Below are 12301 nucleotides of genomic sequence, written 5' to 3'. Positions count from 1 at the left end.
GACATGAAAAGCCTCCTGTTTCTTGGACTTTAATTTTGTTGTCCAAGAAACGGGAGGCAGTTCAAAGGTGCCCGCCGGGGCTTCGCGCTGTCTACATCATGCGCGGGTTTTAGAGCTGATGCAGTGCGAGCAGCTCGCGGCTGAAAGCATCCGCGGGACCCTTGCCACACGAGTTGGGGCGCGGCTCAAGGGCGACCCGCTCGAAGAAGGTGACCCAGGTGCGTCCGTCGGTGTGGGAGGTGAGCGCCGCCTCCATGGTGGGGTGTTCGGAGAAATCTTTAGGCGAGAACGCCGCAAAAAATTCAGGGGAGAATTCAGTGCTTGTCTCGACGTTCACATCGACGCCCGCCTCGCGGAGCGCAATGAATGCCTCCCGCCCCGATGTTTCACGTGAAACCAAACCTCCAGAGGTTACTTCTTCACCCTTTTTCTCCAGTTCGAGGCGTACGGCAACCTCCGCCGCCTGCTCCACCGGGGTATCCGTGCTGCGGCCTCGCAGGCCGTGCAGCGACGGAATGGCACGGCCCGCCAGCGACAGGTACGCCGCCAGCGCCGAAGGCTCCGAGAGGCGACCGTAGGTGTAGCCGGTGGGCAGCATAATGCCAACCGGGGCAAAGCGGTGACCACCCGTATGCGAGCACTCCCAGACCGCATTACCCGGCAGGATATCCGCCAGGTGCGCCGCAATGGGGCGACCGCGCAGGGCACAGCAGCGGTCACGCTTGGAATGGGTGCACACCAGGATGAGGGGCGAATCCATGAGCTCCGCGCCGGTTGCCTGAATCAACTCCTCCGGGTTGTCCAGGGGTAGGTCAAGCAGTTGCTCAGGGGTGCTCACACTGAAGGAGTAGAGGCGTTCCTCGCCGGGGGTTGAAATCGCGTAGAACACGCGGTGGGTGAGGTTGCCCTCCGCGTCGGGTTCGCCGTGCAGCGCACGGCGCTGCTCGCCCGGCTGGTGGATGAGAAGGAACTTGAGCTTTGCGCGGTCGACGGCTTCTTTGAGTGCCGCCGAGAGCTCCTCACCGAGGGCGGAGCCGTCGAGCACGTCGCGGCCCCAGTGCCCGGTGTGTTCGAGCACCAGCCAGGCGGCGGTGCGTCCGGCGGTGCCGCCGAGCGCCTCGTCGTCGTAGAGGGAACAGGAGTCGGCGGGAATCTTGGTGGCACGGGTGCGTGAAGAGAGCTCGTCGGCGTGCGCGGCGCGCAGGTTCTTCAGCTCGGCGGGGTTGGTGGCGCGCGGCTCGGGGGTGGCGGGGGCGCAGAATTCGGTCATCGTTTTCTCGATTTCGGGTGAACTGTGGGCGGGTTCAACGTGCCGCAAGGGCACGGGCGCTGAGGTGCAAGGGTACGGGGTGCTTCACCAGGCTACGGCGCTTAAATGCAGAAAAACAACCGTGAGAGGGTGAATTTCAGGGGCTTTAGGTCTAATAGCGGATTTATAGACCTTTCTACAATAACCCGAAAATCTGCAGATACTCCCCGTGCCTCCTACTCGGGTAGCAGGCTCATTGCCACGCGGTAGAGGCGGTCCTTTTCCTCGGGGGCGCCGAAGAAGGAGCGGAGCATGTACCCCTGGAAGACCATCATGAAGGCGTCTGCGGTATCGCGGGCGTAGTCGGTAATGAGCGCCTCCTGTTCGGAGGTGCGCTGCGCCGGATCGGGGTTGATCTCGTGCAGAACGCTCAGCTGTTCAGCTGCCCAGGGGGTAAGGGTCTTTACGATGATGCCCTGCAATAGAGGCATGGTGTCTGCGGTTGCCCTGGCGATTTCGGGTGCGTGGAGCGATTTGGCGCGGATGCGCAGCATGGCGGAGAAATTGTCGTTTACCAGCTGGTTCGTGTGGATGGTTTCGAGAATATCCTGGGGGCCTGCGCCTTCGGGGAGTGTTTCGTAGAGCTCCTTGACGTTGTTGAGGCGCTCGTTGATGGCGGTGATGAGGATGTCTTCTTTGCCGGAGAAGTGCGAGTAGATGGACCCGGAGGACAGTCCGGAGGCTTTGATGATGTCGCTCATGGAGGTGTTGGTGTAGCCCTTTTCGAGGAAGCAGCTAATGGCGGCTTCGATGATTTGGGCTCGGCGTGCGGCTTTGGTGGCGTCTGTTAGTCGGGGCATGGTTCCAGTCTAGGGGGTGGGGCTAAAGAACGCGTAAACACAACACTGATTCTTTTTGTGACTTTACAAACAAAATAGCTATTTTGTTTGCACTCGGTAAAAATCGAGAGTAGAGTTCTGACTCGTAAACGAAATAAGCATTTTGTTTGGAGATTGTCATGAACAACGAAACCGCCACCGCAGTCACCGCAGAAGCAGTGACCGCCGCAGCCACCCAAGCTGCCGCATCCCAGAAGATCGCGGCAAAGAGCATTGCAGAAACAAGCACGCAAGAAACCACCGACCGTTCCTCCTGGCTCAAGGTCATCACCACCTCCGTACTATCATCCTTGGTGGTAGCACTCATCGTCCTAGCTTTCACCTGGCCCACCAAGACCATGGAAGCAAAGAACCTGCCCGTCTCTATCGCAGGCCCCGAGGTGACCGTCAGTCAGTTTGAACAGTCCCTCAAAGACCAAGGTATTGAAACCTTCGACTTGAAGCAGGCATCCTCCCGCAAAGAGGCTGAACAGCAAATCAAGCAGCGCGAAACCTACGGCGCAATCATCTTCACCGAAGGCGCCGCCCCCGAAGTGCTGACCGCACCAGCCGCAAACGCCGCAGCAACCCAGATGCTCAACGGTGTTGCCACCCAGCTGAACGCGCAGATTCAGCAGAAGGCACTCGCCGCTAAGACGGAAGCCCTCACCCAGGCGGTGCAGACGGGCGGTGAACAGGGTGCGCAGGCCGCCGCCCAGCTGGAGCAGATGAAGGTGCAGGCCGAGCAGGCATCCGCAATGGCGGTGAAGACCACCGTCGTGGTACCCCTGAGTGAGAATGACTCCTCCGGTTCCGGTATCGCTATCTCCGCATTTCCGCTGGTCATTGGCGGTATTCTCGGCGGTTCCTTCTCCGTACTGCGCGTGAACGGCACCTGGCGCCGCTTCGCCACCGCAACCCTGTACTCCGTCATCGGTGGTGCACTGACCGCCCTGATTCTGAACGTCTGGTTCGGCATCATCCCCGGCGACTTCGCAACCCTGTGGGCTGCGTTCGGCGCTACCTACCTGGCGACCGCCTTCTTCATTGTGGGTGTGGGTGCACTGTCTTCGCCGCTGATTGGTCTCGCAGTAGGCGCGGTCATCACCATGTTCATTGGTAACCCGATTTCGGGCGCAAGTATGCCGAGCGTGTTCCTGCCCGGTGTGTGGGGGCAGATTGGTCAGATGTTGGTGCCGGGTGCCTCCTCGACTCTGCTGCGTTCGATTGCGTACTTCCCGGAGGTTGCAACGAGTGACCAGTGGCTGGTGCTTGGTTCCTGGATTGCGTTCGGTCTGCTGACCGGCGTGATTGGCTGGGCTCTCAAGGAGCGCCGCACCGCAACGGTGGAGGCATAACCACCGCGGGTTGGATAACCGGCGCAACGTAGCCGGCACAATATGGCCGGTGCAACGTATGAAGGGTGTGTGCCGTGTTCACTGAACACGGCACACACCCTTTTCTGTCGGCCAACCGGCTGTTATTCGCTGTTATTGGTTGTCGAGGACGTACTGCTTGAACTGCTCGTCCCGGCGCTTGAATTCTTTAAGCTCATTCTCCAGGGCAGCCTGGTTCTTGTCGACGAGCGGTTTCTGGTACTGCGCCTCCAGGTCGTAGAGCTTCTGTGAACGGCCTACATCCTGATTGCACTGCGCCTGGATGACGGCGATTCGAATTTCCTCTTCTGAGGGGGTGGTGCTCTGAGGAATATTCTTTTCTTCCTTGACGGTCACCTCACTATCAGGGGTGAGGCCCTTGTCCTTGACGCATCGCTTCCATTCGTCGTCGAGGGACTTTTTGAGCTGTCTATCCCCAGCGGCGTTTCGAACGTCGGTCTCCACACGCCTATACGTGGCGGAGCCGAATGGTATCTCTCCAATTTTTGCCATCTCTTCGCTGGCGCGCTGATAGCATTCGGTGCTGACATCCTTCCCGGGGTCGGATGAGGGTGCAGGGGAGGACAGATCCAGCGTATTCGATTCGTCGCGCTCGTGGAGGCCGTATTTTTGGGCGTGCTCAACGTTCCAGATTCCGTAGGTCCTGCCGAGGTTCCTGCCGGATCCCTCGGTGCGGACAAACATCTTGTAGTGCTGCCCGTGTTCGGCAAAGCACTTTTTGCGGGCGAGCTCAAGGGCTTTGGTGAAGTATTCGTCCTTGCCGTCGGTGTTGTAAGCGTCCAGGGGTAGGATCACCCGATCATTTTCTACGTCGAAAATCGCGCGGGCGCTTTCATCCTTCTCCAGCGTGGGACCGAAGGAACAAGAAGACAGCATAGTGCTGATGAGGGTAGCCGCCAGGAGCTTTTTCAAAGCTGACATGGTGTATATCCAATCTGTTACAGGGAGCCCGTGGCGTCGCGGCCACCCCCCCGTAGACCACGCGAACTAGGTGGCCTTAAGAACACTTCTTGAGAAGGTGACTTAACAATACCCCTAGTAGATGCGGTTTTGCGTTCAATAGGCTGGTGCGTGCAGCAGAAAATTTCTGCCGCAGGGCGGGTCCAGTGCCGGTTGCGGCGCGGCTCGACGAAACCATGATGGAACCCCTCCGAAATCCTGTCGAAACCACGGCAAAAATACGGCGGAATCACTGTGAAAACGGCGGAGGGGTAGGAATCGCAGGCGGGCGCACCTGATTTGGTGCCCCGCCCGCCTCGCGCCACAATGAACACATGACCGCAGAAGACACCAACGCACTAACCAGCGCCAGGCTCGACCTCTGGCTCTGGTCAGTGCGCATCTTTAAAACCCGCTCCCTCGCCGCCGACGAATGCAAAGGCGGCCACGTGCGCGTCAACGACGCCCCCGCCAAACCCTCCCAAAAACTCAAAAAAGGCGATATCGTCAAGGTTCGCTACCCCGGCTGGGAACGCGTCTTCAAAGTTGAAAAACTCCTCGTCAAACGCGTAGGCGCGCCCATTGCCGTCACCTGCTACGAAGACCTCTCCGGCCCGCGCCCCGCCTACCTCTCCATGCCGCCGGTCGCCAAACGCGAACGAGGCAGCGGCCGCCCCACCAAGAAGGAACGCCGCGCCCTCGACGAACTACGCGGCCGAGGCGCCTAAAACGCATCTCGTACACCTATCTCACGGAGTGCACCCCACCCCGCGCTCCGGCACTTGCCGCGGCGGCGGGGAGTAGCCTAGAGGGATGAGCACACAGAAGCACCCGAATACTGAACCCGGTAGCACCGAACCCGGCGATACTGCACCCGGCGCGCCCGCGAAGAATACCGCCGCGAGCCCCAGTGCCAATGCCAGCGCCAACACCGCTGCGAACACCGCTGCGCCTTCGCTGAACCGGCGCATCCTCGCGCTCGCCGTACCCGCCTTCGGCGCGCTCATCGCCGAACCCATCTTCGTGCTCACCGATTCCGCCCTCATCGGTCAACTCGGCAAAGCGGAACTCGCCGGCATGAGCATCGCCGCCACGCTCGTCACCACGGTCGTGGGCCTCATGAACTTCCTCGCCTACTCCGTCACGCCCGCCGTGGCGCGCGCCTTCGGCGAGAAGAACCTGCGCCGCGCCTGGCAGATCGGCGTGGACGGCGTGTGGGTCGCCTTCGGCCTCGGCATGCTCCTCATGATCGCCGGATACGCCTTCGCAGACCCGCTGCTGCGCGGCCTCGGCGCGACCGACGAAACCATCAGCTACGCCCTCGACTACCTGCACCACTCGCTCTGGGGCATCCCGCCGATGATGATTATCCTCGCGCAGGTCGGCACGCTCCGCGGGCTGCAAGACACCGTCACCCCGCTCAAAGTCGCCACGGTCGGCACGCTCGTGAACATTGTGCTGAACTGGCTGCTCATCTACCCGGTCGGCTGGGGCGTTGCCGGTTCGGCGACCGGCACCTCCCTCACCCAGTGGGGCATGGCTGCCGCCCTCGGCGTGGTCATGATGCGCGGCACCCGCGAGCACGCCGTCCGCTGGGCACCCGACGTAGCCGGCATGCGCTCGGTGCTCTCGCTCGGCTCCTGGCTCATGCTGCGCACCCTGTCCATGCGCATCGCCTCCCTGCTGACCGTGTTCGTCGTGGCACGATTCGGCACCGAACACACCGCCGCCTACCAGCTCGGCATGGGCGTATTTAACCTCTTCCTCTACGCCCTGGACTCCCTCGCCATCGCCGCCCAGGCGCTACTCGGCAAGGAACTCGGCGAACGTGACCTCAACGTAGAATCCGAACGCGCTAAGGTGCGCCAGCTGAAAAACCGGCTGCTCCGCATGAGCCTCATCTACGGCGTTATCACCGGCTTAATCTGCCCGCTCATCGGCTTCTTCGGCTCCTGGATTTTCACGCAGGACGCGCAGGTGGCGTTCCTCTTCACCATCGCCACCGTCATCATCGCTCTCGGCCAGCCCATCGCCGCCTACGTGTTCACCCTGGACGGCATCCTCATGGGCGCGCAGGACGTGAAATACCTGGCAATCGGCTGCTTCATCATGCTGGTTATGTACGTGCCGGTCATGCTCGGCCTGCACTGGGCTGTTGGCGCCGGTGCCATGGATGCGCTCGCCGGGTATTGCGGCTTGTGGGCGGCGTATATTCTGTACTTCCAGGGAATCCGCGCGGTCATTTTCGGCCGCCGCGCCCGCTCGGATGTGTGGATGAAAGCCGGTGCCGAGTAGGGGCATCATAGGAGGTGCTGGGCAGGTGCGCTCTGGGCGCCTTGGGTACCAGCCCACCGGCTTCGTACACCCTGTAATACGACACCGGCAATACGGTCCCGCCGCTCGCGGGCGTATTTCCTGCGGGCGTAACTCGCCACAATTAGACCGCCCGCACCCTCCGCGGGTGTAGCATGACAGGGTATTGAAACCCTCATGCAAAGGATGAAACCGTGACCGTAACCCGCGAAGAAGCCCTCGAAATTTTCGCCCGCCGCCGCGCAACCCGCGCCTACGACCCCGACCGCCGCATCAGCGACGAAGACTTCGCCGCAATCCTCGAATTTGCGCGCCTGTCGCCCAGCTCCGTCGGCACCGAGCCGTGGAAGTTCCTGGTCATCCAGGACCCCGAACTGCGTGAAAAGCTCAAGCCGATCGCCTGGGGCATGGCGGGCGCCCTCGACGACGCAAGCCACCTGGTCGTACTGCTGGCGAAGAAGGGCCTGCGCTACGACACCCCGTGGATGCGCCGCACCCTCGAAGGCCGCAACCTCACCGAGGAGCAGATGGAGGCCGCACTCGAGCGCTACGGCAGCTTCCAGAAGAACGACATGAAGATCCTGGAAAGCGACCGCGCGCTCTTCGACTGGGCGTCCAAGCAGACCTACATTGCCCTGGGCAACATGATGACCGGCGCCGCAATGCTCGGCATCGACTCCTGCCCCATTGAGGGTATGAACTACGAAGCAGTGAACGAGTTGCTCGCCTCCGCTGGCCTGTTCGACCCGGAAGAGTTCGGTGTGTCCGTGGCTGTGACCTTCGGTTACCGTGCCCACGAAATCGCACCGAAGAGCCGCCGCTCCATCGAGGACCTGGTCACCTGGGCCTAGGTTCTGCCGGGCTGTTAGCTCGGGCTATCGGGTGGGGCGTTTGCGCTAGATGTTTGTGCTGGATGCTCAAGCTAGGTGTTCAAGTTAGACGTTCAAGCCGCCGCCCGTGAAAACTAAATATAAAGAAATGCACCGCCTTTACACGGGCGGTGCATTTCTTTATATCTTTTACCGTGCAAAAAGCACGGTGAGATATGCTTTTGAAATTTTCGTTTGAAATCGCGCGCAGCGATTCATTCTGTATAACGGCAGAGCGCTACTTCCTAAACGCCGTCAGACGCATAGAATTCAGCACCACAAACACCGAACTAAACGCCATAGCCGCACCCGCAATCATCGGGTTCAGCAAGCCCGCCACGGCAACCGGAACAGCCACCGAATTGTAGGCGAACGCCCAGAACAGGTTCGACTTAATGGTGCGCAGCGTAGCGCGGGAGAGACGCAGTGCCGTCACCACCGAAGCAACATCCGAACGGGTCAGCACAATATCGGCGGCCTCCGCGGCAACGTCCGTGCCCGAACCCATCGCAATGCCCAGCTCCGCAAGAGCCAGCGCCGGGGCGTCATTCACGCCGTCGCCGACCATCGCCACGCGGTGACCGGCGGCCTGCAACTTCTCAACCACCTGCGACTTACCCTCCGGGGTCACGCCGGCGTACACGTTCTCAGCCGAAATGCCGACCTGCGAGGCGACCGCCTGCGCAACCTGCGGGGCGTCACCGGTGAGCAGGATCGGCTCCAGGCCGAGCTCACGCAGCTGTGCCATGGTCTCTGCAGCCTCCGGCTTGGGGGTGTCGGCAACCGAAATCATGCCGACCGGCTGCAGAGAGGAGGTGGTGTTCGGGGCCTCATCAGGTGCCTCACCGCGGGCAACCACCACGGTCGTCAGACCCGCCCGGCGAGCCTGATCCAGCAGAGCCAACTGGCCCTCACTCAGCTGCGCACCTGCCGCCTGCAGGTACTCGGGAGTACCCACAACAACCAGTCGGGAGGCGCCATTCTCGGTGCTTTCCTTGGCATCGTCACCCGCGCCGCTCAGCACGCCGCGCACGCCTCCGGGAACACCCTCAAAGCCGCTCACACTCGGCGCCGAAGCACCCTCAGCCAGCACACCCTGCTCACGGGCAAAACCGGCAATCGCGCGGGCAATCGGGTGCTCACTCAGCGCCTCCACGGCGGCGGCATCACGCAGAACAGACAGGGAACGCTCATTCTTGGAATCTGCGGATTCCGGCGAAATACCGGCAAAGTCACCCGCCGACTCATAGTCGTCAAAAGTGCCGTAGAACGCCACAGACATCTCACCAGTCGTCACGGTACCGGTCTTATCCAGAACCACACGATCAACCGTGCTCGTCGCCTCCAGCACCTGCGCATTACGAATCAAAATGCCCAACTGCCAGCCGCGACCCGTACCCGCCAACAGAGCCGTCGGAGTCGCCAAGCCCAGGGCGCACGGGCACGCCACCACCAGCACCGACACCGCCGCGTTGAACGCCGCCGCACCGTCACCGGACACCAGCCACCAGCCGACCAGAGTCAGCGCCGAAATCACCAAAATCACCGGCACAAACACCGCAGAAACACGGTCCGCCAGGCGAGCAATAGGAGCCTTCGTCTCCTGCGCGCTCGCCACCAGCTCACCCATCTTCGCCAGAGTCGTCTCAGCGCCCACGCGGGTCGCACGCACCGTCAACGAACCAGACGTATTCACCGTGGCACCCGTGACCGCATCACCCGGACGTACCTCCACCGGCACAGACTCGCCGGTCAGCAGGGACGCATCCACCGCGGAGGTACCCTCGACCACCACGCCGTCCGTGGCAATCTTCTCGCCCGGGCGCACCAGGAACAGGTCATCCGGCATGAGGTCCTCCACCGGAACCTGCACCTGCTTCGTCACGCCCTGCTTATCGGTGCGCAGCAGAGTCGCCTCCTTCGCGCCCATGCTCAGCAGGGTGCGCAGCGCATCCGAGGAGCGGTGGCGGGTGCGGTGCTCAATTGCGCGGCCAATCAGCAGGAACAGCGTCACCATGGACGCCGAATCGAAGTACAGCGGCGCATGGTGGCCGGTAAACATCGACCAGAAGCTGCCGCCCGCATGGTGCACGTGCGCCGTCAACGCCGGGTTCATGAGCAGCTGCGCCAGCGAATAGAAGTACGCCACGACCACGCCGAGGGACACGAGCGTATCCATCGTGGAGGAGCCGTGACGGGCATTGATGAGCGCGGCGCGGTGGAACGGCGCGGCGCACCAGAACGCGACCGGCGCGGTCAGAATCGCCACGACCCAGCCCCAGTTCGGGAACTGGAACGCCGGGAACATGGAAATCAGGAAGATGGGCACACCCAAAATCGCCGCATAAATAATGCGGTCAGTGAAGCCGCCGTTCATGCTCGGGGTGCTGTGCTGGTTGCCGCCGCCGGATGCGCTCGCGTTCGTTCCAGCGCCCGCGCGTGGCCCGTTCTTGAGGTGCGCCGTGTAGCCGGCATTGTTGATGGTCTCAACGATCTGCTCGTCGCTCACACCCTCGGGTACGATGACGCGCGCCGACTCCAGTGGCAGGTTCACCGCCGGGTCAACGCCGGGGATTTTGCGGAGCTTACGCTCCACGCGACCCACGCAGGATGCGCAGGTCATACCCTGAATATCCACGTGGATGATTCGGGTTGACTCCGTTGATTTTACGGTCGTTCCGGCGGGATTAAAAAGAGAGCGCTCACTCTGTAATGAGGGCTCACGGGTGGTTAGTGAAGGCTGTGTAGAAGACACAATACTTCCTCAAAAATATAAATGGGAGGGTAGAAAAAGGCGCACACCAAGCGGGGGGGGGGGCTCAAAGAACCCCGCCCCGGCGGTGTTTGGCGCAATGTTTAGGGTGCGGCGTCGAGAGCGCGCGAGGGGAAAATCAACGCGGCTTAGTGGTCGCCGGGCAGCCCATCCGGGCGGGTCGTGTGCGGACGAACACCGGTCACCTTCGCGCCTCGATCGGAGACGCCGTACGCGCGTTTCACGGCGGCCCGCGGGAACGGCGAAGCGTTCGTCTTCTCACGCGCCTTCAGACCCAGCTCGTGCTCGGCGGAACGCTTATTTTCGCTGGTGCCGCCGCGTCGTGAGGCGCCGGGCGCATCCTCACGCGCCGTATATTCGGGGCTCTGCTTCACCCACGAATCGACCAGTGCTGCATCCAGATTCATCTGCCTGGCCACGCGGGTGATCGCGTCGCGCAGGTGCATGTTTTCGGTGCCGACAAGGGTGCGGACCGCGCCAACAACCATCGCAATGTACTGCGGAGGGTAAGCCATGATGACTCCTAATCGAGCCGGCTGCCGTGCTAGACGGCGGGGGTGAAGCCAGCCTCTACGATAGCGTCTGCGACAGCCTGGGTGTTGAGGGTGCCCTCGTGCTCGATGGTCACGGTGGAGACGCCGTCCTTGACGACGTCCACGTTCACGCCGGTCACGCCGGGAACTTCGCTGACCTCTTCGCTGACGCTCATAGCGCAGTGGTTGCAGGTCAGGCCGGTTGCCTTAACGGTGGTGGTGCTCATGATGATTTCCTTTCGGTAATGGGTTGAAAACTTGGGTCCGCCCGGTGTTTAGATGCGGGGCGTTTAGCTGCGCATGAGGCGGGAGATCGCGGCGGTTGCCTCTTTGACCTTGGCCTCTGCGATGGTCGGGTCGCCGGTGCGTTCGGATTCGACGGCGGCGCCGGTCACGCAGTGGCCGATGTGCTCTTCGAGCAGGTTCAGGGAGACGGCGTGGAGCGCCTTAGAGACCGCGGCAACCTGGGTGAGGATGTCGATGCAGTATTTATCTTCGTCGACCATGCGGGCGATGCCGCGGACCTGCCCTTCGATGCGGCGCAGGCGCTTGAGGTGCGCCTCTTTGTTGGAGGTGTAGCCGTGCTGGGTTTCGGGTGCCTCGCCGCTGCAGCATGCGCCGGCGTGCACCTCGGGCTGTTCCTTGGCGGGTGCGCCGGATGCGGTGCTGACCTGGTCGGATGTGCTGTGGCAGCACTGGTTGCTAGTGGTTTCCATGACTCCAGTATATACCCTAGGGGGGTATACCGCAAGGGGGTGTTACGGGTTATTACGCGGTGAGGGTGTGGGCTGGTCGGGGAGGGGCTCGTCGATAGGGGGCGCCGATAGGTTACGGCCCTATCGATAGGTTAGTGTCTTCACTGCGGGTTAAAGACCCACCGTGAAGACACTAACCTATCGAAACCTCGGTCTAAAAAGCAGGCGGCCCGCGGAGGTGCTGCCTCAGCAGAATTTGTGCCATGGTTTAGTATCTTCGGTGATGAGTTAGTGACTTTAGGCTGGGGTTTTAACCATTACCAAAGACGCTAAGTCATGACCGAAATTGCTAAGTCATGACCGAATTTCTACCCGCGTGGAGGCACTGCCTCTGCAGAATTTGTGCCATGGTTTAGCGTCTTCGACCATGGTTTTTAACTACGACCAAAGACACTAACCTATGGCACAAATCCGTAACCCATTACCAAAGACGCTAAGTCATTACTGAATTTTTACCGGCGGCGGGTAACTGGCTGTTTCGATAGGTTAGTGACTTTAATGCGGGTTAAAGACCCGCGGCGAAGACACTAACCTATCGAAAGTTCCCCCGGTCCTCCCTTATGAACGGCGAAAAGCCACATGTGTTTCGAGAAGC

The 12301-nt window shown here is 61.4% G+C and carries 11 protein-coding genes; 4 read left to right on the top strand and 7 right to left on the bottom strand.

The features are described 5' to 3' along the window. Nucleotides 1-109: 109 nt before the first annotated feature. Both HMPREF2894_RS08345 and HMPREF2894_RS08340 read right to left on the bottom strand, forming a co-directional pair. Complete coding sequence (locus HMPREF2894_RS08345; protein ID WP_070593229.1) at nt 110-1270, bottom strand: sucrase ferredoxin; 1161 nt, start codon at nt 1268-1270, stop codon at nt 110-112. Between the two features lie 215 nt (nt 1271-1485). Next, nucleotides 1486-2109: a TetR/AcrR family transcriptional regulator gene (locus tag HMPREF2894_RS08340; RefSeq protein ID WP_070593232.1), complete on the bottom strand. Its 624-nt coding sequence runs from the start codon at nt 2107-2109 to the stop codon at nt 1486-1488. A 158-nt stretch (nt 2110-2267) separates the two neighbouring features. On the opposite strand from HMPREF2894_RS08340, the gene HMPREF2894_RS08335 reads away from it, so the two are divergent. Further along, nucleotides 2268-3485 (top strand): ABC transporter permease, encoded by a 1218-nt coding sequence (locus tag HMPREF2894_RS08335; RefSeq protein ID WP_233992306.1) that lies wholly within the window; start codon nt 2268-2270, stop codon nt 3483-3485. A gap of 132 nt (nt 3486-3617) precedes the next feature. Here the strand turns inward: HMPREF2894_RS08335 and HMPREF2894_RS08330 are convergent, their stop codons facing one another. Further along, complete coding sequence (locus tag HMPREF2894_RS08330) at nt 3618-4445, bottom strand: UDP pyrophosphate synthase (protein WP_070678787.1); 828 nt, start codon at nt 4443-4445, stop codon at nt 3618-3620. 353 nt (nt 4446-4798) lie between these two features. Here HMPREF2894_RS08330 and HMPREF2894_RS08325 point away from each other — a divergent pair, with 353 nt between their 5' ends. The 3 genes from HMPREF2894_RS08325 to HMPREF2894_RS08315 all read left to right on the top strand — a co-directional run bounded on the left by HMPREF2894_RS08325 (nt 4799) and on the right by HMPREF2894_RS08315 (nt 7627). Next, on the top strand, nt 4799-5191 hold the full coding sequence (locus HMPREF2894_RS08325; RefSeq protein ID WP_005504266.1) for an RNA-binding S4 domain-containing protein: 393 nt from the start codon (nt 4799-4801) through the stop codon (nt 5189-5191). 85 nt (nt 5192-5276) lie between these two features. Then, complete coding sequence (locus HMPREF2894_RS08320; protein ID WP_083309926.1) at nt 5277-6758, top strand: MATE family efflux transporter; 1482 nt, start codon at nt 5277-5279, stop codon at nt 6756-6758. A gap of 212 nt (nt 6759-6970) precedes the next feature. Next, nucleotides 6971-7627, top strand: a complete 657-nt coding sequence (locus HMPREF2894_RS08315; protein ID WP_070634591.1) for an NAD(P)H-dependent oxidoreductase — start codon at nt 6971-6973, stop codon at nt 7625-7627. Nucleotides 7628-7883: 256 nt separating this feature from the next. On the opposite strand, the gene HMPREF2894_RS08310 is transcribed toward HMPREF2894_RS08315, so the two are convergent. The 4 genes from HMPREF2894_RS08310 to HMPREF2894_RS09280 all read right to left on the bottom strand — a co-directional run bounded on the left by HMPREF2894_RS08310 (nt 7884) and on the right by HMPREF2894_RS09280 (nt 11667). After that, nucleotides 7884-10403, bottom strand: coding sequence for a heavy metal translocating P-type ATPase (locus HMPREF2894_RS08310; protein WP_070678785.1), 2520 nt, complete (start codon nt 10401-10403; stop codon nt 7884-7886). Nucleotides 10404-10546: 143 nt separating this feature from the next. Then, entirely contained in the window at nt 10547-10933 is a 387-nt protein-coding gene (locus HMPREF2894_RS08305) for a chorismate mutase (RefSeq protein ID WP_070665939.1), read from the bottom strand. A gap of 29 nt (nt 10934-10962) precedes the next feature. After that, on the bottom strand, nt 10963-11178 hold the full coding sequence (locus HMPREF2894_RS08300) for a heavy-metal-associated domain-containing protein (RefSeq protein ID WP_049360056.1): 216 nt from the start codon (nt 11176-11178) through the stop codon (nt 10963-10965). 63 nt (nt 11179-11241) lie between these two features. Continuing rightward, nucleotides 11242-11667, bottom strand: a complete 426-nt coding sequence (locus HMPREF2894_RS09280) for a metal-sensitive transcriptional regulator (protein WP_070665941.1) — start codon at nt 11665-11667, stop codon at nt 11242-11244. Nucleotides 11668-12301 lie beyond the last annotated feature (634 nt).

The organism is Rothia sp. HMSC066G02 (assembly GCF_001813145.1).
GTDB lineage: Bacteria > Actinomycetota > Actinomycetes > Actinomycetales > Micrococcaceae > Rothia.
Note: the sequence above shows the minus strand (reverse complement) of the source record. Positions and strands in the feature narration are given on the sequence as shown.